Annotated in this window: 18 protein-coding genes and 1 CRISPR repeat array (1 of these 19 running past the window's edge); of the genes, 8 read left to right on the top strand and 10 right to left on the bottom strand. The window is 67.5% G+C overall.

Annotation, left to right across the window (positions count from 1 at the left end; genetic code table 11):
- Positions 1-227: 227 nt before the first annotated feature.
- A complete protein-coding gene (locus H5J26_RS03355) occupies positions 228-896 on the bottom strand; it encodes a TetR/AcrR family transcriptional regulator (protein WP_181764150.1) in 669 nt (222 codons plus the stop codon).
- 69 nt (positions 897-965) lie between these two features.
- Between H5J26_RS03355 and H5J26_RS03350 the strand changes: the two genes are divergently transcribed.
- The gene (locus tag H5J26_RS03350; protein WP_268932974.1) at positions 966-2,414 is read left to right on the top strand and encodes an MFS transporter; all 1,449 of its coding nucleotides are present in this window, start codon (positions 966-968) and stop codon (positions 2,412-2,414) included.
- A complete protein-coding gene (locus H5J26_RS03345; protein ID WP_181764148.1) occupies positions 2,411-2,824 on the top strand; it encodes a cupin domain-containing protein in 414 nt (137 codons plus the stop codon). The genes H5J26_RS03350 and H5J26_RS03345 overlap by 4 nt, the downstream gene beginning before the upstream one ends.
- A 218-nt stretch (positions 2,825-3,042) precedes the next feature.
- Here H5J26_RS03345 and H5J26_RS03340 read toward each other — a convergent pair whose 3' ends face one another.
- Together H5J26_RS03340 and H5J26_RS03335 are read right to left on the bottom strand one after the other, a co-directional pair.
- Positions 3,043-3,360: a hypothetical protein gene (locus tag H5J26_RS03340; RefSeq protein WP_181764147.1), complete on the bottom strand. Its 318-nt coding sequence runs from the start codon at positions 3,358-3,360 to the stop codon at positions 3,043-3,045.
- A 304-nt stretch (positions 3,361-3,664) separates the two neighbouring features.
- Positions 3,665-4,171, bottom strand: coding sequence for a hypothetical protein (locus H5J26_RS03335; RefSeq protein WP_181764146.1), 507 nt, complete (start codon positions 4,169-4,171; stop codon positions 3,665-3,667).
- 212 nt (positions 4,172-4,383) lie between these two features.
- Here H5J26_RS03335 and H5J26_RS03330 point away from each other — a divergent pair, with 212 nt between their 5' ends.
- The 3 genes from H5J26_RS03330 to H5J26_RS03320 all read left to right on the top strand — a co-directional run bounded on the left by H5J26_RS03330 (position 4,384) and on the right by H5J26_RS03320 (position 10,026).
- Positions 4,384-6,723 carry a hypothetical protein gene (locus tag H5J26_RS03330; RefSeq protein ID WP_181764145.1) on the top strand — a complete coding sequence of 780 codons (2,340 nt, stop codon included), beginning with the start codon at positions 4,384-4,386 and terminating at the stop codon, positions 6,721-6,723.
- A gap of 247 nt (positions 6,724-6,970) precedes the next feature.
- On the top strand, positions 6,971-7,954 hold the full coding sequence (locus H5J26_RS03325; protein ID WP_181764144.1) for a hypothetical protein: 984 nt from the start codon (positions 6,971-6,973) through the stop codon (positions 7,952-7,954).
- A complete protein-coding gene (locus tag H5J26_RS03320) occupies positions 7,951-10,026 on the top strand; it encodes an NACHT domain-containing protein (protein WP_181764143.1) in 2,076 nt (691 codons plus the stop codon). Before H5J26_RS03325 ends, H5J26_RS03320 begins: the two co-directional genes overlap by 4 nt.
- A gap of 72 nt (positions 10,027-10,098) precedes the next feature.
- On the opposite strand, the gene H5J26_RS03315 is transcribed toward H5J26_RS03320, so the two are convergent.
- From H5J26_RS03315 to H5J26_RS03305, 3 genes are all read right to left on the bottom strand, one after another.
- Positions 10,099-10,536 (bottom strand): GNAT family N-acetyltransferase, encoded by a 438-nt coding sequence (locus H5J26_RS03315; RefSeq protein ID WP_181764142.1) that lies wholly within the window; start codon positions 10,534-10,536, stop codon positions 10,099-10,101.
- A gap of 261 nt (positions 10,537-10,797) precedes the next feature.
- Positions 10,798-11,133, bottom strand: a complete 336-nt coding sequence (locus H5J26_RS03310) for a hypothetical protein (protein WP_181764141.1) — start codon at positions 11,131-11,133, stop codon at positions 10,798-10,800.
- Positions 11,134-11,467: 334 nt separating this feature from the next.
- On the bottom strand, positions 11,468-12,757 hold the full coding sequence (locus tag H5J26_RS03305; RefSeq protein WP_235980368.1) for an alpha/beta hydrolase family protein: 1,290 nt from the start codon (positions 12,755-12,757) through the stop codon (positions 11,468-11,470).
- 357 nt (positions 12,758-13,114) lie between these two features.
- Between H5J26_RS03305 and H5J26_RS03300 the strand changes: the two genes are divergently transcribed.
- Positions 13,115-13,330: an EF-hand domain-containing protein gene (locus tag H5J26_RS03300; protein WP_210770969.1), complete on the top strand. Its 216-nt coding sequence runs from the start codon at positions 13,115-13,117 to the stop codon at positions 13,328-13,330.
- Positions 13,331-13,599: 269 nt separating this feature from the next.
- On the opposite strand, the gene dapA is transcribed toward H5J26_RS03300, so the two are convergent.
- The 4 genes from dapA to H5J26_RS03280 form a co-directional block, all read right to left on the bottom strand.
- Positions 13,600-14,472 (bottom strand): 4-hydroxy-tetrahydrodipicolinate synthase, encoded by an 873-nt coding sequence (gene dapA, locus H5J26_RS03295; protein ID WP_210770964.1) that lies wholly within the window; start codon positions 14,470-14,472, stop codon positions 13,600-13,602.
- A 171-nt stretch (positions 14,473-14,643) separates the two neighbouring features.
- A complete protein-coding gene (locus tag H5J26_RS03290; RefSeq protein ID WP_181764138.1) occupies positions 14,644-15,030 on the bottom strand; it encodes a VOC family protein in 387 nt (128 codons plus the stop codon).
- A 906-nt stretch (positions 15,031-15,936) separates the two neighbouring features.
- Positions 15,937-16,641 carry a DUF4328 domain-containing protein gene (locus tag H5J26_RS03285; RefSeq protein WP_181764137.1) on the bottom strand — a complete coding sequence of 235 codons (705 nt, stop codon included), beginning with the start codon at positions 16,639-16,641 and terminating at the stop codon, positions 15,937-15,939.
- Between the two features lie 674 nt (positions 16,642-17,315).
- A complete protein-coding gene (locus H5J26_RS03280; protein ID WP_181764136.1) occupies positions 17,316-17,999 on the bottom strand; it encodes a GntR family transcriptional regulator in 684 nt (227 codons plus the stop codon).
- Positions 18,000-18,101: 102 nt separating this feature from the next.
- Between H5J26_RS03280 and H5J26_RS32185 the strand changes: the two genes are divergently transcribed.
- On the top strand, positions 18,102-19,268 hold the full coding sequence (locus H5J26_RS32185; protein WP_181764135.1) for a mandelate racemase/muconate lactonizing enzyme family protein: 1,167 nt from the start codon (positions 18,102-18,104) through the stop codon (positions 19,266-19,268).
- 149 nt (positions 19,269-19,417) lie between these two features.
- Positions 19,418-20,758 (top strand): cation:dicarboxylate symporter family transporter, encoded by a 1,341-nt coding sequence (locus H5J26_RS03270; protein ID WP_181764134.1) that lies wholly within the window; start codon positions 19,418-19,420, stop codon positions 20,756-20,758.
- A gap of 384 nt (positions 20,759-21,142) precedes the next feature.
- Positions 21,143-21,315: a CRISPR direct-repeat array (repeat unit 29 nt; unit sequence CGGCTCACCCCCGCCTGCGCGGGGACCAC) (it continues 284 nt past the right edge of the window).

Genomic DNA, 21,315 nt, shown 5'->3' with positions numbered 1-21,315 from the left:
CTGACCCCGAACGGGAAGGGGGAGCTTCGCGGCGACACCGAACTCCCCACCTCCCCCACGGCGTTGCTTCAGGCCGCGCACCCTGGACGTGAGCGGCGAGCCCTGCGAGAGCCGGTGCACCGGACCGGGTCCCATCGGTCCCGTCTCCTCGACAGAGGAGGCGGGACCGGTGTGTTGCCGGGGGATGCAGGCAGCATCGATGCGTTCGCCTGCGCGCGTGCGGGAGCTCAGCGGGTGGCGAGGAGGCCGTCCACGAGGGCCCGGAGGCCGTCAAGGTAGGTGTCGTCCACGGTCAACGAGGCCCAGCGGTCGGCGACTTGTGCCAGGCGGGGAAGCTCGTCCGGATCGATCTCGGTGAACACCCGCTCCCTGTACGTCGCACGGTCGTCGTCCGTACGCCGCCGGGCCGCCGCTGCCCGGACCACCATCTCTCCGGCGGTGTAGTACCAGATCGCGCGGTAGCCGTGCACGGCCCTCTCCGGAGTCAGCCCGCACTCGGTCAGGCCGTCGACGATCTGCTCCACGAACCACAGCGCGGACGTGGACATCAGGTCGTCGGCGGTCAGCACCTCCACGATCCAGGGGCAGTCGGCCAGCGCCTCATGGATCGCGGAGGCTGAGACGACGATCCGTTCGCGGGGGTCGGCGGGCAGTTCGGGCCGGCGCAGCGTCCGTGCGGCGTAGTCGTCCAACAGCAGGACGAGCAGTTCCTCCTTGTTGCGCACGTGGTGGTAGAGCGCCATCGGCGTGCTGCCGATCGCCGCGGCCAGCCGCCGCATGGTCAGCCGGTCCACGCCGTCCTCGGCCACGATCCGGCGGGCCGTTGCGACCACCTGCTCCCGGGAGATTCGGGGCGGTCGGCCCAGGGTCTTGCGCGGTACGGACGGTTGCGGCATGCCGTCATCATCCCTCAGCGGTCGACAGCGACGGCCCTCCGGGGCTATTTTTCTTACGTGTATAAAAACTTGAGAGAGAGACCTGCCGTCGTACTGGCGGCAGCTGCCGTCACCCAGTTCGTCCTCGCCCTGGACATGTCGGTTGTCAACGTCGCACTGCCCGCCGTCCGCGCCGCCCTGGGGTTCGCACCGCTCGACCTGTCCTGGGTCGTGCATGTCTACGCGCTCACGTTCGGCGGATTCCTGCTACTGGGCGGCCGCGCCTGCGACCTGTACGGCAGGCGTCGGCTGATCGTCCTGGGGCTTGCCGTCTTCGGGCTGTGCTCACTGGCCGGCGGACTCGCCCAGGCGCCCTGGCAGTTGATCGCCGCCCGGGCCGGACAGGGCCTGGGCGCCGCCGCGGCCGCCCCTGCCGCACTGTCGCTGCTCACCACCACGTTCGGCGAAGGCCCCCGGCGGGTGCGCGCTCTCGGGGTGTGGAGTGCGGTGAACGCTGCGGGCGGAGCGCTGGGCGTCCTGGCGGGCGGGCTGCTGACCGAGTACGCAGGCTGGCGGTGGGTGATGCTGATCAACCTGCCCGTCGTGGCGGCCGCGCTCGCGCTGGTGTACGCGGGGGTGCCCGCCGGGGAACGGCCCGCCCGGCGCGAGCGGTTGGACGCGCCGGGTGCCGTCCTGGCGACAGGCGGAGTCGGGCTGCTGGTCTTCGGCGTCGTCCGCACCGACGTTCTCGGCTGGGACACAGCGGCCACCTACGGGACCCTCGCCGCCGCGGCCGTGCTGCTGACCGCCTTCGTACTCGTCGAATCGAGGGCCGGAGCACCACTGCTCCGGCTCGGCATGCTGCGCAGCCGCTGGGTGGCCGGCGCGAACGCGCTGGTGTTCCTGGCCGCGGCCGGGCAGTTCACCGCGTTCTACTTCGTGTCCCTGTACATGCAGCAGGTCCTGGGCATGGGCGCCGCAGCGACCGGTGCCGCATTCCTGCCCGTCTCGGTGGGCTTGGTCGCGGGCACCGCCGTCGCGACCCGCGTCACCGCGAGCCGCGGCCCCCGTGCCTCCCTGATTCCCGGCGCCCTGCTGGCCACCGCGGGACTGGCCTGGTTCGCCTTCATCAGCCCCGACGGCGGCTTCGTCACCGACGTGCTCGGCCCGTCCGCCGTCACCAGCGTCGGCCTCGGCCTGGTCCTGGCCCCGGTCATCGCCGTCGGGACCACGGGCGTCGCACGCGGCGAGGCCGGCATGGCCTCCGGCCTGCTGAACAGCTCCCGCCAACTGGGCGGCTGCATCGGCCTGGCCACTCTGGCCACCATCTCCGCGCACCGCACCGGTACGGCCACCGATGCCGCATCCCTGAACGAGGGCTACGCGTTGGGCCTATCTCTCACCGCCTCCCTCTTCCTGCTCGCGGCAGTCATGGCGGTCTGCGTGCTGCCGCGCGGACGGACGGCCGACACCGCCACGCCGTCCCCCGCATCCGCATCCGCATCCGCAGAGAACCGCCTGGAAGGAACACCGTCATGACACCCACTCAGGTCGACCTGTTCGCCTCGGCACTGCACTTCCACCAAGACGGTGAAGTACGAGCCGACGAACGGCAGATGACCGGCAGCGCATCGGGCGCCTGGCAGATCGGGGTCTTCCACGTGGAGACCGACGCCGATGTCCACGCCGACCACTGGGAGATGCATCCGCACGCCGAGGAGGCGGTGTGCTGCCTCACCGGTGGCGTGCGCCTCTACCTCCGCCCGGTGGAGGGCGAGGACGCCGAAAACGCAGAGGCCGCCGATGAGTTGGTGCGGCTGACAGCGGGCACCGCGGTGATCGTCCCCCGCGGGCGCTGGCACCGCCTGGAACTGGAGGGCCCCAGCGACCTCATGTCCGTCACCCTGCGCCAAGGCACCCGCCTCGAAAAGCGTGCCGGCACCACCTGATCGAAATGACCCGGCGGGACCGCTGCCGGGTCACCGAGGCTCGCCGGTCCTCATGGGTTGCCGCAGCGCACGGGTCCGGAAGTCATGGGTGCGACAGGCTCACTTACTCGGATGTGGCGGCCCGGCACCGGGCCGGACGAGAAGGAGTCAGGCCTCATCCGATGCCGACGGTCGCACCGCTCGCGAAGCAGCGCTGTCGGCCTCGGGCGCTGCCACGCTCACCGGGAGCGGAAGGCAGGCAGCCTCCGGACTCCGGCCGTGACGAACACGGCGACGCCGGTGACGACAAGTACGTACGACAGCCAGTGTGCAGCGGAGTCGAGCGCCCGGGTCAGGGCGGTGTCGGCGTAGGTGTCCGGCACTTCGGCGTTCCCGGCCACCCTGAGCATGACGCCGCTGGCTATCAGACTGAGCGTGCACAGCACGAGGCGGAGCAAGGTCCTTCTGCTGCGGAAGTTGTCGAGCACGGCCAGCAGCAGGACGAAACCGACGAGGTAGACCACCCACGCGCAGATGATCAGAAGCTGGAGCAACACGGGGCGGCCTCCGGTGTCACGGCTGTTGAGCGCTGGTGGCGCTCACGTTAGCGGTCGGCACGGATAACCACGAGGTTGCTGAACGCCCTTCCTGAACGTCTCCCTCCGGATGGAGAGGACCAAGTCGGCACCGGGGCCTCGGCGTTCCCCGACCGATCGCTTTCTGGACGCCGGGCGATCGACTCCCACAGGACCCCACCGCCCGCCTGATTCCGGCAGCCGCCTGCCGGATCCGAACCGACGACCCGCGGCCCGCAAGCACGTTGACGAAGGTCGCAGGGGTTGCTGACCTCCCGCTTGCACACTAACCGTGCTCTGGCGTGTGGACGTCGACGTCGGTCGCCAGATGGCCGTTGTCCGGGTCGAGAACGCCGCACAGCCGGCGCACGGGACGGTAGTGCGGTCGCCCGTCCGGCTCGATGCCGTCCTCGTCGGGAAACTCCTCCAGCCGCTCGAACGGAACGATCACGAACGGCCATGCGCCGGGGTCCAGTTCCAACGAATCGGGGTGGTACTGCCACACCGTCCCGAAGTGCCGGTTGTGGACCTCGCCGACATACCAGGCCGCCGTCTGAAGGAAGTCGCCACCGATCTCCTCCTGGGCCTGAGCGCTACCGGAGTACGTCGAGCGCACCAGCTCCTCCACCCGGGCAAGGGAGTCGAGGCTGAAGTCCCAGCCCCCGCCGTGACGTTCGGCCCACGTCGGGAACTCGTCTCGCTGAATCTCCAGCCACGCGTTCAGCACCGGGTTGTCCGAACGGAGCCGGTCCAGCTCCCGCAGCTCCTCGTACTCCGCGCTGGTCATCTCCATGCCACCGAGCCTAGCCGCCCGAGTCGTCCGCACTCCAACTGTCCGACATACACGGAGAGTTGACGTTTTCGACACTTGAAATTCCTTGCCGTACCGGTGCCTTCACTCCTAGGGTCGTTGTGCTCTGCGGCGACACAGACCACGGGGGGCCCTGGCGCCGCGCGAGCTCTGCTCCTCCGGGCCCCCAAACGGGGATACAAGTGAAACGACCTATGCGCTTAGGGCGTTGGTCCGTGCTGCGCCGTGCCGCCATCGCTGTGGCCTGCGCCTCCGTCATGGCCCTCGGCGGGCTGCCGGCCACCATGCAGGCCTCCGCGAAGCCCAAGCCGCTCGACCCGGGCCTTCCCTGCTTCGAGTACTTCGAGCTGCTCGAGGACGCAGCGGGCCTCGTCGACCTCCCGGAAGGTGACGCCTCACGGGCCAAGTCCCAGTGGGACACGTACGAGTACGTCAACGAGGGCAAGAAGTGGGACGGGCTCCAGGCCCCGTCGGCTGCCGAGGAAGCCAGGATCGGGGCTCTGGAGAAGAAGCCGCCGAAGTCCAAGCCGACGGACCGGATCTACTGGACGTGGATCCGGGCAAAGGAGAACGACTCCAAGAACTGGTCCCGGTGGGACCACTGGCGCGACGCCCGCTTCATCCGCAACTCGGGCAACGACCCGCGCGGTAAGGCGTTCGAGAAGAAGGTCATCAAGGATCACGGGCTGACCAGCAAGGACTGGATCTGCCAGAAGGAAGTGATCTTCGAGGACCCCGACACCGGGATCAAGCACCGCCGTCAGCTCGACGCCTACAACCCCAAGACCGGCAAGATCCTCGAGGTCAAGGGCAACGGCGAGCTCACGGAGACGCAGAAGCCCAAGGACCGTGCCTGGGCGAAGGACCCCAAGTGGCGGGGCACGTCGTGGAAGTACGTCTTCGCCGAGCCGCAGACGAAGGGGTCCGGCAACTTCATCGAGGAGCAGCGCAAGACGGCGCAGACCAACGGCCGCCAGGTGACGGAGTACAACTACCGTTCCGACAAGGTGGAGAAGGCCCCCAGCGGCGGTGTGCGCTACAAGTCGACCAACATGCAGCCCCCGGGGAAGTCCGGCACCACGGGTGGCGGTGCCTCCGACCTCATCCGTGAGTCGCGGCCGAACCCGAAGGAGATGAAGGAGTTCCTGGACCGGAAGAACGCGGCCGACCCCAAGCGGCTGTCTCCGCGTGGTCCGGGCGGGGTCGACTTCACCACCCTGGAACTGCGGTACGTCGGCAAGCCCCAGAAGGGCAAGGGCCTGGACTACGGGTTCTCCGCCAAGCAGGACCCGACCGGACAGTCCGGATGGGGCGGCAAGGCGAAGTCCCAGCTCATCTCTGACGCGTTCTTCACCTGGCTCGCCCTCACTCCGGAGAAGTTCTGGGTGAACCTCAACCCGGACCAGCCGGACAAGATCATGGACTCCCAGTTCGGCAAGACCGATGCCGGCCGGGTCCTGCTGGAGGCCGACCTGGGGCTGAAGAAGGACTTCGCCGCCGCGATCAACCCGACCAAGCGACCCGAGGCCGACCAGTACTGGAAGTCGCTGCCCCGCAACGACAAGGGCCAGCCCTGCTGGTTCCAGGTCCGCAACTGGATCGAGCCCAAGGAAGCCGTCGTCCGCGAGGAGAACGGCGGCATCCACATCCTGGATACCCCGCTGTCGGTCAAGGCCGAGTACCTGAAGATCGACAACATGCCGGGCGACCCCTACCTCTGCGACTTCGACGAAGCGGAGAAGGAAGCCACCGAGCGCCGCATGAACCGGCTGATCATGCCCGAGGTCGAGAAGCAGGTGAACACCTCACCCCGCTACGCCGACCTGCGGCGCGTCTACACCGCCCGCGTCGCCGCGGAGTTCATCCGGCAGCAGGACGCCAAGAACCCGACCGACTATCACAAGATCATCAACAGCAACGACGTGAGTGCCTGGCCGCTGCGCGCACCCAATCAGGACTGGACGCGGGAGAAGCCCTACCAGGCGTATCTGGACTCGCTGAAGAACGGTGAGGAGAGCTGGGAGCACGACGCCGGCGGCGGTCCGTACACCTACAGCGTCGGTGGAGTGGACTTCTCCAAGCAGCCCAAGCGCAACATGAACAAGGTGCGCTTCTCGGCCGAGCACCGGCATCTGCCCAAGCAGACCCGGACGAGCGTCCAGACCCTCACCGACAACACCAAGGACCGTGAGCAGAACCTGCTGCTGCTGGGCGGCAACACCGTCAACACCGACACCGGTGGTGGCGGGGACGACGGCGGTGGCGGTGGCGACGAGCCGGACCCCACCCCGACGCCCACGCCCACGCCCACGGACAAGCCCACCGGTGGGCCGACGAGCCCGGCTCCGGACCCCTCCTCCCCCGGCGGAGGCGACAAGCCGAAGCCTCCCGCCAAGGACCCGCACGGTGACCTCGCCGACACCGGGTCCGACATCCCGGTGGGGTTGATCGCCTCTGTCGCCGCGGCACTGGCGGCGGCCGGAGCAACCCTGGTGTGGTGGACGCGACGGCGCAGGCAGGGAGCCGCTCAGTAGGACAGGGCATACGGCTCAAGTGCATGGGGGCCGCTCTTCCTTCGGGAAGGGCGGCCCTTCGCTGCGCGGGGAGCATGTCCGCGACCAGTGCCTCCATGCGGACCTCGCAGGCCTCTCACCGAGCATCCGCCGCTCCACACACCGGCGCTCAAGTAGCAGCAATGGAGGTCGAGTTGAGGGCCCACTGATGTGTTTACCGGCTGCTCACCGTTGTGGCACTCTCGGACCCCTCGGGCGAGGGGGGCGGATGAGGCAGGGGTTCACGGAGATCGGTGCGCTCTTCCGGTCGCTGAGGATGGCCACCGGGCTACCTTCGGCCGCGGTGGCCGCATACCGTTCACTGCCCGGGCTCGCCGAGGCATACGAGCAAGTCGTCGCCCCGTTCCTCACGGACACCCTCACCGACCCGCACGAGCGCGACCGAGCCGGCCGGTCCCTGCGAGCGATGAGCGTGAAGTTCGGCCTGGCCATGCTGGCCTACGCCCGCCTGACCGGACGCAGACCCCAACTGGACGTCGCCGTCCTGGCCGGAGCGGTCACCCGGCTCTACGACGACATCATCGACAGCGACGTCGGCCCCTCGGCTGACGCACGCCTCGCCGAACTGCTGGGCAACCGCCCCTTCACCGCAGGCACGGAGGCCGAACTGCTCCTCGGGCGGCTGGTGTACGAGATCGAGCGCAGACTCGGCCACACCCCCGACGAGTCCACGTTCATGGCGCTGATCTCGCTGCACGAGTACCAGGTCCTCTCCCGCCGCCAGCGCGAAGCGGACATCCCCGTCGACGTCCTCGAGAAGATCACCATCGGCAAGGGCAGGGCGGCCAACCTGATCCTCTGCGGCATCGTCAATCCAGGCCTGGAGTCCGCCGAACGGGAGCTCGCCATGGATCTGGGCGAGGCCCTGCAGTCCCTCGACGACTACATGGACGTCGAGTTCGACCGCGCCCACGGCGTGACCACCCTCGCCACCCTCGGCATGATCACCCTGCCCGAGATCGCGGAGCGACTGCGCGCCGTCAAGCCGCGGTTGGTGGCGTGTTACGGCGTCCGGTCCGCCGGACCGTACTGCGGGATGCTCTTCTTCCTGCTTCTCGAGTCGTGGGTGGGACGAAGGTTGCCCGTCGTCGGCCGGCTGGCGCGCCGCCCCGCCAGGAGGTCCGCCGTGCTGGCCTTCCTCTCCCGCGGTGCGGACGCCCTCCCGCCGGCCGCACCGGAGGCCGGACAATGACGGCCCGGCGCGCGCTCTCGGCGGTCGTCTACACGGCACTCGCCACGATCCTGGTGGCCACGGTCGGCATAGCCCTACGGGGTGTCATGAACGGCGATCTGAAGGCACTGGACGTGTGGGCATCCTTCGTCCCCGTTGTACTCACCGTCGCCAACATCGTGACGACCGTGCTCCAGGGCAGCCGGGGTCCGGTTGTCACGCTGGACGAGGCGGTCGCAGCGGAGGTGCCGGTGCTGGCGCGGAAGATCGCCAGGGACTGGGTGGAGGAGAGCCGTCACCGCGGCCTCTTCTCGGAGCGCCGGATGGCGGTGCGCTGGCGACGCCGGCCCGGTTCGGGACGGGTCTCGCAGCTGTCCGCCGAACTGCCCGAGGAGGGCGTACTGGACCAGCTCACGGGAGCCTTCGCCCGGCACGCCCGCGAAGGCAGCCTGTCCCGGCTGGTGGTGACGGGAGAACCGGGAGCCGGCAAGACGGCGGTGTGCGTACTGGCCACTGTGGAGCTCGCCGAACCGGACGGCCCGGCAGTTCCCGTGCTGTTCCGGCTCTCCTCCTGGAACCCGGCCCGTCCGCTCATGGACTGGATGACCGACGAACTCACCACCAACTACCCGGCCTTCGCGGACCAGACGAGAAGTCACCAGATCGCCGGCAAGCTCGTTCAGCACCACGTACTCCCCGTTCTCGACGGACTGGACGAGGTCGGCGACCCCGCCGCCGCACTGCGTCGTATCGAGGACGAACTGGAGGGCCGATGCTTCATCTTGAGCTGCCGGAGCGCCGAGTTCGACCGGCTGGACGCCGGCGGGCTGCTGAGCGAGGCGCTCGTCGTACAGCTGCAACCCCTGCGCGCGGACGAGGCCCGCGGGATCCTGGAGACCGCTCGTCCTGAGCCGGCCCTGGAGCCGCTGACCTCCGCTCTGGACGCCCGGCCGGACGGACCGTTGGCGCGGGCGCTGGAGACACCGTTCATGCTCTCCCTGCTCGTGGCGCTCGGCGGTTCGCTGCCCGGGGAACTGCTCTCGGCCACCGGACCGGGGGCCGAGGAGCGGATCAAGCAGCATCTGCTGGGGGCCTGCATCGCCCGGGCCTACCGACGCGGTGACCTCGATGCCGACGAGGCCCGCCGCCACCTTGCCTTCCTCGCCCGGAACGTCGACTCCGCCACGGGCAGACTGGCCTGGTGGCAGCTGCACCGCGCGGTGCCGCGGTGGGTGTATCTGGCGGTGGCCTGGTTCAACGCGTCCATCTGCTGCTCGGCTGCGGCGATCGCGCTCTTCGCCCTCTTCGGACGTCCACTCCTGGGCCTGTGGATCGGCCTGGGCGCCGCGCTGATCGGTGCGCCTGTGGTGGAGCTCGTGCCGCAGGACGATCCGCGCCGCGCCAAGCCCCGCCTCCGGTCCGTACGAGCGCCGTCCTCGCACGCACTGCAGCGGGTGCTCGGCTTCGGAGCGATGGGCGCCGCGGCGACCGCGGTGATCGCCTGGTTCCTGTACGAGAGGCCTCAGTACGCCGTGATCGGCGGCGTGCTGACCGGCATCACTTACGCCGCAGCCCGCTACTTCAGCGAACCCAGCGACCCGATGGAGGCCGTCACCCCGACCGCCCTGCTCCGCTCCGACCGCACAGCGGTGGTCTACGCCTGGCTGGCCGGCGCCGTGGCCGGGGCACTCACGGGGGCCTACCTCGGCGCGTCCATCAAGGACGGCCGGCGCGTCCCGCAGCTCGACGACGTCACCCTGATCGACCAACTGCCCACCGCCGTCGAGGCCTTGATGGGGGCCGCCGCCGGTGCCCTGCTCAGCGCCACCGGGCTCGGGCTGATGGCGATCGGATCCAGCTCATGGGGACGGTTCGTGATCACCCGCGTCTGGCTGGCCGTACGCGGGCGTACGCCGATGCGGCTGATGGCGTTCGTGGAGGACGCGCGGGAGCGGGGGATCCTGCGGCAGATGAACGGTTACTACGAGTTCCGGCACCGGCTGCTTCAGCGTCACCTGGCTGAACCGGCCTCGGTCATCGCCTCCGCCTCCGCTGCCGACGCCAGCAGCATCAGCGTTGGCAGCGCCCAGTAGGTCCGCCAGCAAGGAGGCCGCCCGCCGTCAGGCCGCGGCACAGAGCACGCCCTGTGTGCCACAGGGACCTGCCTACGGTTGAACGACGAACCGGTAGACCTGGGAATCGCGGGCCTGGAACCCAAGACGTTCGTACAGCCGGTTCGCTGCCTGCCGAGACGGACGCGAGGTGAGGTCGACTGTCCGAACCCCGGCCGCCTCGGCCAGGCGCACTGCCTCACCCGTCAATGCCGCTCCCACACCGTGGCCCCGGGCAGCCTCGTCGACAACCACGTCTTCGATGCGGCCGCGCAGACCCGAGGGCAGCGGAAACATGATCAGGGTCAGCATGCCGACCACTCGGCCTTCGACTCGGGCCATCACCAGCGTGTTCGCGTCACTGCCGAGCAGCCGGGCCACCGACTCCCGGTCAAGCACGCCGGCCGTACTCGAAAGCTGGGGCAGCAGACGAGCGAGTACTTCGACCACCTCGTCGGTCGCCTCACGGACGACCTCCACCTCAACGCTCATGATCGTGACCCTACCGTTCCCGTTGTCCCGCTGAATCCGGCACGAGTACGGCACAGGACTTGTTGTGAAGGCTGTTTCTTTTCCTGGGTCTTACAGACATGTCCCGGGACGGCTGTGCGGCCCGGACGCCAACTACCGGAAACCACGGGAACGGTATTGGGCGGACAGCAGTACACAACAACGCCCCGGACAAAGAACATTGGCCGGGAGCGTCGTTGTGAGCTGGAATGACCCGCGGTTGCCCGGGGCCGCTACGGCGTCTCAGTTGTTTCCGCCGCCCCCACCACCTCCACCTCCGGCGACGGAGGTCCCGGTGCCGCCGGTGGCGTCGCCGGCGGTGTTCTCGTTCTCCTCGTTGCCGACGCCGCAGATCTGCTGGGTGGCGCTGGCGTCGGCGTCGCCGGCGTCGCCGGTGGTCACCGGGACAAGGGTCCCGGCGAACGTGATCGTTGCGCTGTTGCTGTCGGCGTCCTGCACGCAGTTGACGGTCGGGAGCTCTTGCTCCTCGCCGCCGTAGGCGGACGCGACGCCGGCACCGAGCATGCTGACGCTACCGACCATGGCGGCCACAACGGCAGCTTCGCGAAGCTTGCGCATTACATCTCCACTTCCATGAGGACTGGACACGATCAGTAATTGATCGCGTTTAGGCAGTGGCAAACCGTATTCCCCGAGCAGGGCGTTCTGCTTGCAACACGCCGCCTCTTGTGCTGGTGCACTGACAGACTGATGCGATTCCGAATTTCCCGGTCGATGAAAGCGCAGCAATTTTGCGTACTCGACCCCTCGAATTCCCGCCGATGAGGCGGGCCTTGCGGTTAACCGGATACCTCGGGCGACTGTTTCTCTGGATCCACCAGTCGGCTCGTTTGCCGACTCGCAACGCCACCACGCTGCCTCGAATGACCTCAGTCGACCGAGCTAGATTCAGCTACCGAAGGCCGTCCGTGACGGTCGCTGTGGTTGCCGTACTTCGCTGCCGTACAACCGCGCCCCTGGACTGCTTCGATGACTCCTCGAAGAATCGGACGATGCGCGGCAGGGCCTGCTGAACCGAGGCGTTGTGGTCGTAGTTCCCGAGATTCGTCAATGTGTACTTGGCGCCGTTTGCCTTCAGTTGGGCCCCGCACTGCTCGGCGTGAGCGAATGCGACGTCCTGGTCCCCGCGGCCGTGGAAGATCTGCACCGGGACGTGCGGGCGCCAGTCACAGGTGGTGTCGAGTGCGCGGAGCTTCCGCTTCAGAACCCCCTCGGGATGCCGGATCTTCTCCAGGAACTCCGGGGTGAACAAGTCCCGGGAGACGAGTGTCAGTTCCTTCATGATGTCCTCCGGCGTGTGGTACCCGTCGAACAGTTCATCGACCTTGGTGTCGTACGGGGCCTTGAACGCCTCACCGGTGGAGTCGTACAGCCCGCCGTACATCCGGTTCCAGGCAGTGACGAAGTAGGCAAGGTAGATACCGGACTTGGCGATCTGGTCATCGGCCGCGGCCGCCTCGAACGTGCTCAGGTCGAAGGGGCCGCCGGTCGGGGCGAGCGCGCCGAGCCGGAAGTAGCGGTCGGCGCCCTCTTGCTGGAGCGCCCGTCCCACCAGCATGGCTGCGGGCCCGCCCTGCGAAAAGCCGCTGACCTGAACCTTCCGCTCCAACGCTCGGCCCATGCCGTGGGCCACGGTACGGGCCGAACGCAGCGCGTCGACGGTGGCTGAAACGGTGGCCCGCGGGTCGCCGTAGGGGTGCCGGCCCGGACTGTCCTTACCGAGCCCGACGTAGTCGGGGGCGGAGGCCGCGCTCCCGGTCGAGGCGAAGAGGAGGGCGGCGCGGTAGTCGTTGGTATCCGTCCGCACAGAAGCGACATCAGTCTTGGTGACGATGGTGCCGTGCAGCCAGGAGACGACGGACACGGAGGGGTCGCCGTTCTCGGGGAGGACGAGGAGCTGGCTTGCGATGGTGGGAGCGCCGGCGTGGTCGATGGTGCGGTATCTGACCACGTACGTCGCCACGCCGTAGCGGACCGCACTTGCATCCATCTTGTCGTCCAGCGCTGCCACTACGTCGGTTGCAGTGAGGGTCTTGCCCTTCTCGACCGAGAGTAAGGCGCCGCGCCCGCCGGTTATGTCGAGGCCATCGGAAGATGCCCCGGCTGGGGCGACGAGGGCGGCGGCGCTGCAGAGGACGAGGGAGCCGGTGACGAGTCCGCGTAGAGCAGTGCTGCGATTCATGGTTGTTTGCATGTCCCGATCATTGGCGAGGTCCGCGGCGGTAGCCATGGTGTTGGCAGGTCAGGGATTACCTAGGGGGCTCGGGTCCAATGACCTTGAACAAGTGGTGCTTCGCATGTCGGTAGAGCGGCTCGGGCGGGTGTGTCAGTGTGCCGCGTTGGGGTGTAGGACTTGCAGTCCAGACTGGTTCCACGCCCGGTGCATCACGTGCAACACCCGGTGCCGGCCTCGTCATCGGCGTCCTGGCGGCCATCTGGCCGACCCCGGACCGCGTCCCGCTTCGGCGTGCTGCAGGGGATCGATGCGAAGTAGCATCGCGCAACATCCAACGAGGAAAGGCGAACTCACGTGGTGGACATGAAGGCGGCCGCGCGCAAGGTCTTCGATGCTTACGACCTTGACGGCGACGGGCAGATAACTGCCAAGGAATACCAGCAGGTCGTCGCCGAGCTGCGCGGCGAGCACCTCACCGACGAGCAGGCGCAGCAATTCATCGACGTACTCGACACGGACGGCGACGGCACGATGTCGTTCGAGGAGTTCTGGGCCCCGATGCAGGGCAGCGCGGACTGACCACGGGCGTTCCCCGTCACACGGCGCCGAGGCGGTGGCGGAGGCCCACTTCAGCAGATGTGCCGACCCTCCGAGTGTGTCTGTGCGAGCTGCGTATCAGTGGGCGTCCGCGCACCGAAGCGGGATGCAATCCGCCCCGCGACAAGGCCCATGCGTGACCGGTGTCGACCGCGGCTTCCCACGTCTTCCGGCACGCATCTGGCACGGGCCCCGAGGCTAAACGGCCTCTCAGGCCGTGTCGTCCCAACCGACTTGTTCCGCTCGCCAGCTCAGGCGAGCAGGCCGCAGGCGACAAGTGCCGTGCGGACGACTTCCGTTTCTTCCTCGTCGGCTTCGACCAGCGGCAGGCGCAGGCCGCCCACCCGGTGGCCCAGCAGGTTGAGAGCGGCCTTGACCGGAATCGGATTGGTCGTCACGCCGAGCGCCTGGTAGAGCGGCTGCAACATGTCGTCGATCTCCGCGCGCCGGTGGGGTTCGTCGACCATGCGCCGCATCAGGTGTCCGGCGACGTGGCTGGCGACGAGGATTCCCCCGCAGCCGTTCAGGTCGAGGGTGCGGGCGAAGACGTCGTCGTTCCCCGCATACAGGCCAAGCCCGTCAACTGGGGCGAGACTGGCGTTGTTGGCCTGCTTGACGTAGTCGATGTGCTCGATCTGGGCCAGCTCGGCGAGCAGATCGTTCGGCATGTCGATACCGGCGCGCGTCGGGATGTTGTAGAGCACGACGGGTTTCCCGGCGGCCTTCGCGATCTCCGTGTAGTGCCGCACCAAGCCACGGCGATTCGGCCGGTTGTAGTACGGCGCCACCGAGAGAACCGCGTCGGCGCCCAGCTCGATGGCCCGTTCGGTCATTACGCAGGCCTGAGCCGTGTTGTTCGAGCCGGTGGAGGCGATCACGCTCGTACCGGCCGGCCGCTCGGCACATGCGAGTTCGATCAGCCGGAGATGTTCGGCGTTGGTGAGAGTGGAGGGCTCTCCCGTCGTCGCGGCAACCACGACACCGTCGGACCCGTTCGCGAGCACATGACGCTGCAGCGACACGAACGCCTGCTCGTCCACCTCGAGACCGCTGTCGAAAGGGGTGACGATCGCCGTCAGCACAGACCCCAGCGGCGCACGACTCATTTCAGCCACATTGACCACCCCTCGCACACTTTGTTGTATGGCACAGCCTCTCCCACCGGCACATCGGGGGCAACCAACGTGACGGTCCAGCCGAACGTGCAAGCCGGAAGAACCTCCCCGATCATCGCGCAGCCCTGGCGAAAATCGCGGCGAGGACCAGCGGCCCGCACGTACGAGTCCCTTCTCTTGTCACCCGATTGGGAACACGCAGAACTCATTTCCCTCGGGGTCAGCCAGGACGTCGTGGTCCTCGTGCCGGGCATGCACCGTTGCGCCGAGCTCAGCCAAGCGCCGGATCTCTGCCTCCACATCAGCGGCAAGCAGATCCAGGTGAACACGGTTCTTCCCACTCCTGACCTCTGGCACCAGTTGGAACCACAGACGAGGTCCGCCGACCGTCGGCTCGACGAGCACGGTGGGATCGTCTTCCACACGTGTGATCCCTTTGGCCCGGAGGCGAGCGAGCTCCGCGTCGTCGTACGGGGCGACGGCATACCCCTCCAAGACAGCGGCCCAGAAGCGAGCCGTGCCGGCGGGGTCAGCGCAGTCGAACACGATGTCGTGAAGTTGGGCCATGCGGCCATCATGTACGTCAACGGCGAGTGCCAGGTGGTGACGTCAGCTCATCCGGAAGTGATGCCTACGGTTCTCTGACCGGGGACCGACGAGAGGCTTGTCCGGTCTCGTACCAGCGCCTCGTCTGTTCCCTCAGCTCTTCGATGACGCCGGGTGGAAGCACGTATCCCAGCGGATGAGCGGTTAAGCCGCTTGGCAGAAAAGCCTTTTGACGGTTCGTTAGTCTGACGCGACAAAGACGTGAACCATCGGTTCGCGGCGCGGTGGCGACGGGCGTCAGCGCGTCGGAGGGGGAGATCGAAATGTCGCAAGAGGCCAAGAACGGGCTGGGTTGCCTGGTGGTTTTCCTAGCTATTGTCGGACTGATCTTCTTGGGCAGGTTCGTGACAGGGGCGGACGCGCCCCCAGCCGAAGGGAACGCGTGCAGCACCCCCGGTGAGACGGTGACAGACGAGCAGGGCAACGAGTTCACCTGCCGCTGAGCGCTCCATCCGACGGACGCGGATGGCGCGGTGGGCAGGCAAGGACCCAGCATCGGGATCAAGTCCCTTGAGCTGGGCCTTTCCATGGAGCATGTGCCGGGAATCGAACCCGCGCTCTGAGCTCGCAAGCTTCCCGCGACTCGGGCGGTCTCCTGACCGCCTGGCCCGAAGTGGTCCCCTGATCTTCGAGGCTCACCTCAGGGTGGCTGACAAGCTGGGGGCAGCTCGGGCATCCACGGTCGGAGCGGTCGCGCGAGCGACGGTTATACAGGCCTACGGCCGCCAACGGTCAGCGAGGGTGCTGTACTTCACTGCCGTACTCAGGCAACTCGGCCCCCGACCGGGGAAATTGGTCGGGGGCCGTTTTCATGCGTGCTGTCCGTCGGTGGTTCTCAGCTGAACGGGGCACGGCAGGGTCGCGAGTTCATCCCCGCGCCCCGAGCCGGGTCCGCCCGTGCGCCTGGTCGGGGCCGTGTCCCAGGCCCTGCATGCGTTCCTGCTGCGCCGCGGTCAGTGCGCGGACGACGAAAACACCGGCCACGGCGGCGCCCACCACCGCCACGTTGGCCACCGTCAGGAACCGCACGTCCGTGTAGACACGCACGACGGCGTCCTCCGAGGACCCGGGGTACATCGCCCCCACAGTGCCCAGCCTCCCGACCAGCCACAGGCCCCACCACCAGTTCACGACGCGCGGCAGCCGCTTGTCCGGGGCGCTGTCCTCGTGGACGTCCACAAGGAGCCCGCGAGGCACCCACAGGTTCATGACGGGCACGATCCAGCCCGCGTAGACCCACGGCCAGGCATAGCGCGGCGAATCTCCCGAAAGAGCACGCGCGTTGCTCCTCATGCGCAACAGCCACCCGAGGAACGCGACCGCGCACAACACCGTGGCCGCGACTTCCACGGCGCTGAAGAGGTCGTAGGCGTTCTCCAGCCCGGTCAGCGGACGGTGTCGGCCGCCGCCCTGGTCCGGCGGCCCGGAAGGCGGCTGCCCCGCCATGGCAAGCCGGACCTCGCACACGGCCCTTGCTGCCGAGGCGGCGCCGGCGAGGACCAAACTGGCGACTGCCCAGCGGGCCGCTCCTCGAATCGGACGCAGAGCAGGCTGCGCTATGTCATCGTTCACTCGGTCATCCTGACTGTGCCTTGTTCGTTCAGCGTTCTTGGCCGTCTCGCCATCCAACCCACGCTCGGTCGTAGGGTTTCGACGGCAACGCGGTTCTGTTCAGACTGCAGACCTGCCGGCCACCAGTGCCGGCAGATTTCCGCCCGTACGCCAGAAGTTCGGCTGGCGCTCAAGGAGCCTGCCAGCACCCAGGTACTGCCGCAATCCTCACCGTTCGGCAGCCCGTGCCACCCGGCGGGGCATGAGGAAGGGACCGCATCCTCATCAGGTCGATTGCCTGGGTCGTGGGCTTCGGTCAATCCGCTTCGGACCTCGATGAGCGGTCCCTCAACACCCGCTGCCGACCGTCGGTGCCCGCACCTGTTGGTGTCAGCGCAGAGGGGGCACCTGACAAGATCCGTCGACAAGCAGGATCACGAAGAGCCGTTTGCGCTGCGGACATCCTCAATCAGCACTCCCCGACTGATCCCGAGGGGCCTTGCCATTCGCGATCAAAGTCACGCACAGTCGCGCCAAGTGCTCGCTCAGACCGCCAGTTGGTGCCTCAGCATCGCTCTACGCGGAGTTGTGCTTGCGGCTCAAGCAAAGCCGGCAGGTCTGCTCGCCGGAGCTGAATGCCACCAAGGTCGCCTTGAGTTCGCGATGGCTGGCGGGGGTTACTGCCCGATGGCGGCTCAGTCGGCCTGGTTGCCCTCGCGGTCTTCGAGCGCGGTGATGGCGGTGGCGGTCAGGCTGTGAGTGACGTGGTCACGCATGAGCTGGGCTGCCTCGGCAGCCTGACCGTCCTTGATGAGTTCAACGAGGTCGTGGTGCTCCTGGAGGTCTCGCGTCCGGGGTCCGTCGCCGGGCGGAAGTTCGAGGCCGAGACGGCGATAGCGGTCGGACTTGTCCCACAGGTCGTCCAGGAGGCGGATGAGAACGTCGTTGTGGGAGGCACGGTAGAGCGCCTGATGGAATGTGCGATGGGCGGTGAGCGCATCCTCGCCCCACTGGCGCGTTACGGGGAGCAGGTTGTCGACCGCATCTTGCATGGCCGTGACGTCCTCGGCAGTGCGCCTCGTCGCCGCGAGTTCGGCTGCCGTGGGATCCAGCGAGAGCCGCACCTCGAACAGCTGCCGCGCCTCGTCGGAGTTCATCGACGAGACCCGGACGTCGCGGTGGGTCTCGACGTCGACCAGCCCCTCGCTGCTGAGCCGCCGGATGGCCTCGCGCAGGGGCGTGATGCTCATGTTGAGAGAGCCAGCCAGCTCGTACTGAGCCAGGCGTGAGCCGGCAGGGAAAGCGCCGGAGAGGATCTGGCGACGGAGCTCCGCGTATGCAAGATCGCTCTTGCTGAGGAAAAGGTTCGTGCCTGCCATCGCCCCTGCGAATCCTTCCGGACGTCCTAGCCCTTGACAGCCCCTGTTCGGCCATCTCACCCTAACACCCTCGCAACTTATAAGATATGAGAAAGGCTCCGAGTGAAGATCACTGCTGTCTACGAAGGCACCGTCCCGATCAGCTCCTCCATCCGCAACGCCTGGATCGACTTCAGCGCGATGGACTGCTCGATCGTGGCGATCGTCAGCGACGTCATCCGCGACGGAAAGCCCGTCGTGGGGTACGGCTTCAACTCCAACGGCCGCTACAGCGCGGGCGAGATCCTGCGCCGGCGCATCCTGCCGCGGCTGATGGATGCCGAGACCGGCAGCCTGCTGGACGAGCAGGGCGAGCTGGATCCCGCCAAGGCGTGGGAGATCATGCTCCGCAATGAAAAGCCCGGCGGACACGGGGAACGTTCGGTCGCGGTCGGTGTGGTGGACATGGCACTGTTCGACCTCGCTTCCAAGATCGCGGACAGGCCGCTGTACCAGTGGCTGTCGGACCGCTATGGCGACGGCGATCCCGACGACTCGGTGTTCGTCTATGCCGCTGGTGGTTACTACGCCCCGGGCAAGTCCCTGAGTGATCTGCAAGACGAGATGCGCGGCTTCCTCGACCTGGGCTACGACGTGGTCAAGATGAAGATCGGCGGCGCCGACCTGGCGGAGGATCTACGGCGCATCGAAGCCGTCATCGACGTCCTGGACGGGGACGGATCCCGGCTCGCAGTCGATGTCAACGGCCGCTTCGACCTCGCCACCGCGCTGGAGTACGCACGGGCGATCGAGCCCTACGGCCTCTTCTGGTACGAGGAGATCGGCGACCCGCTGGACTACCGCCTCAACGCCGTGGTCGCCGAGAACTACTCCGGCCGGATCGCCACCGGCGAGAACCTCTTCTCCCTGCAGGACGCCCGCAACCTCATCCGCTACGGCGGCCTGCGTCCTGACCGGGACATCATCCAGGTCGATCCCGCGCTCAGCTACGGCCTGGTGGAGTACCTGCGCATCCAGGACATGCTGCGTCAGCACGGCTGGTCCTCACGCCGCTGCATTCCGCACGGCGGACACCAGTTCTCTCTGCACATCGCCGCCGCTCTCAAGCTCGGCGGCAACGAGTCCTACCCGGGCGAGTTCCAGCCCACCGGCGGCTTCGCCGACGACGCCGTCGTCGAAAAGAGCCAGGTCGGCCTCACCCACACCCCCGGAATCGGCTTCGAAGGCAAGGCCGCCTTCTACAAGGTGCTGCGCGAGCTGCACAGCTGACAGGGCCGAACCCGGTCGCTCCGACCGCCCCGATGGGCCACCCCTCGATCAGCGCACCACACACATCACCTGGGACGCGGACCACTTCTCGTCCCCTGCACTCCACAGGACAGGCATCTTCAAGATCATCGCGCAAGGGAGCACGAACAATGACATCCACCACCGCCTCCGACCACCCGCAGCGGTCGCGGCTGAACCGACTCATACGTGAGCTGTGGTTCCAGGTGGTGCTGGCCGCAGTCCTCGGGATCGCCGTCGGCATCGCAGCGCCCGGCTTCGGAGAAGCCCTCAGTCCGCTAAACGACTGGTTCATCGCACTGGTCAAGATGATCGTGATACCCGTCGTCTTCTGCGTGGTGACCACCGGCATCGCCTCCATGGACAACCTGCGCAAGGCCGGCCGCATAGGCGTGAAGGCAATCGGCTACTTCCTGGTGCTGTCGCTGGCATCGATGCTGATCGGCCTGGTCGTCGCGAACGTCTTCCAGCCCGGCGCCGGGCTCAACGTCGACCCCTCGACGCTGAACACTGACGACGTCCCCAAGACCAGCCAAGAGCACGCCACCTTCACCGGGTTCATCTCTTCCCTGATCCCCACCTCACTTTTCGGGGCGATCACGGGGGACACGATCCTGGCCGCCCTGCTGGTCTCGATCGTCTTCGGCATAGCGCTGAACATGGCCGGGGAGGAGGCGGCCCCGCTGACCGACGGCATCCGCGCCTTGTCGGACGTGGTGTTCCGAATCGTCGGCTGGGTGATGCGGCTGGCTCCTGTGGGCACTTTCGGCGCCCTGGCCATGGTGGTTTCCACCTACGGCGCCGAGAGCCTGAAGCAACTCGGTTACCTCATCATCCTGTTCACCGCGACCTGCGTCGTCTACGTCCTGGTGTTGCTGGGCGCCATCATGCGGGTCTGCGGATTCGGGCTCTTCGCGCTCATTCGGTTCCTCAAGGCCGAGCTGCTCGTGGCGCTCAGCACCTGCTCCAGTGAGGCCGTGCTGCCGCAGCTCGTGCGCAAACTGGAGACCCTCGGCGTCGGCCGCCCAGTGGTCGGCATCGTCATCCCCTCCGGCTTCTCCTTCAACCTCGACGGCTCCGCCGTCTATCTGACGATGGCCTCCATGTTCATGGCCCAAGCCGTCGGCATCGATCTGTCCTGGCAACAGCAGCTGGTCATGGTGGGCGTCATGATGCTCACCAGCAAGGGAACTGCCGGCATCGCGGGAGGCGCGTTCATCGTTCTCGCCAGTACGGTGAGCTCAGTCGGCCACATCCCCCTGGCCGCCCTGTCACTGATCGTCGGTATCGACCGCATCCTGAACGAGGGCCGTGTCTTCATCAACGTGCTGGGCAACGCCGTCGCCACCATCGTGATCGGCAAGTGGGAGAACGACTTCGACAGCGCCCAAGCCCGCTCCACGCTCTACCCCAAGAAGACACCCCCGTCGTCGGCAACAGCCGAAGAGGCCAAGGTCGGAGCCGGCACCTGACCAGACCGGCTCCCCAACGCCTCGGCCAGTCCCCGCACAGACGCTGAGAATCACGACTGTTGCTGTACTTCCCTGCTGTACAGCGCACAGAGGCCCCGTTCCGATCATGGAACGGGGCCTCTGACCTGGGAGCCGCCTGTCGGATTCGAACCGACGACCTTCTGTTTACAAGCGCGTTGGTGGATGTCGCGGGGGTAGCTGACCTCGTCTTTGTCGCCATAGTGGGCCCTAAGCGCAGGTTCTTTGAACCTGTTTCGCATGGTGCGCAGGAGCCCAGTTAGCAAGCAATTAGCAGCGCCGGACGGATGATGCACGCCCGCCTAGGTGAAATGAAGCTACACAGGGTCACACCGAAGGTGTCCAACAACAGCTCGTTGGCCTGCGGATCACACCCCCGCCTGCGCGGGGACCACATCACCTCGCGCCAGTCCTGGCATCGCCAGCACGGCTCACCCCCGCCTGCGCGGGGACCACCGTCACGCACCGGTACACCCCGGCCTCGATCACCGGCTCACCCCCGCCTGCGCGGGGACCACTCGAGGGTGCGGTCTGTGGGG

This window comes from Streptomyces albidus (ex Kaewkla and Franco 2022), from assembly GCF_013870515.1.
GTDB classification, from domain to species: domain Bacteria; phylum Actinomycetota; class Actinomycetes; order Streptomycetales; family Streptomycetaceae; genus Streptomyces; species Streptomyces albidus.
The sequence above is the reverse complement of the archived record's forward strand: the minus strand, read 5'-3'. Positions and strand labels throughout refer to the sequence as shown.

Bases quoted from the DNA above. Each gene is read 5' to 3' on its own strand.
- H5J26_RS03290 (WP_181764138.1), bottom strand. From the start codon at position 15,030: ATGGCCCAACTTCACGACATCGTGTTCGACTGCGCTGACCCCGCCGGC.
- H5J26_RS03320 (WP_181764143.1), top strand. From the start codon at position 7,951: ATGACGGCCCGGCGCGCGCTCTCGGCGGTCGTCTACACGGCACTCGCC.
- H5J26_RS03270 (WP_181764134.1), top strand. From the start codon at position 19,418: ATGACATCCACCACCGCCTCCGACCACCCGCAGCGGTCGCGGCTGAAC.
- H5J26_RS03330 (WP_181764145.1), top strand. From the start codon at position 4,384: ATGCGCTTAGGGCGTTGGTCCGTGCTGCGCCGTGCCGCCATCGCTGTG.
- H5J26_RS03345 (WP_181764148.1), top strand. From the start codon at position 2,411: ATGACACCCACTCAGGTCGACCTGTTCGCCTCGGCACTGCACTTCCAC.
- H5J26_RS03305 (WP_235980368.1), bottom strand. From the start codon at position 12,757: ATGAATCGCAGCACTGCTCTACGCGGACTCGTCACCGGCTCCCTCGTC.
- H5J26_RS03315 (WP_181764142.1), bottom strand. From the start codon at position 10,536: ATGAGCGTTGAGGTGGAGGTCGTCCGTGAGGCGACCGACGAGGTGGTC.
- H5J26_RS03280 (WP_181764136.1), bottom strand. From the start codon at position 17,999: ATGGCAGGCACGAACCTTTTCCTCAGCAAGAGCGATCTTGCATACGCG.
- H5J26_RS03355 (WP_181764150.1), bottom strand. From the start codon at position 896: ATGCCGCAACCGTCCGTACCGCGCAAGACCCTGGGCCGACCGCCCCGA.
- H5J26_RS03310 (WP_181764141.1), bottom strand. From the start codon at position 11,133: ATGCGCAAGCTTCGCGAAGCTGCCGTTGTGGCCGCCATGGTCGGTAGC.
- H5J26_RS03325 (WP_181764144.1), top strand. From the start codon at position 6,971: ATGAGGCAGGGGTTCACGGAGATCGGTGCGCTCTTCCGGTCGCTGAGG.
- H5J26_RS03300 (WP_210770969.1), top strand. From the start codon at position 13,115: ATGAAGGCGGCCGCGCGCAAGGTCTTCGATGCTTACGACCTTGACGGC.
- H5J26_RS03335 (WP_181764146.1), bottom strand. From the start codon at position 4,171: ATGGAGATGACCAGCGCGGAGTACGAGGAGCTGCGGGAGCTGGACCGG.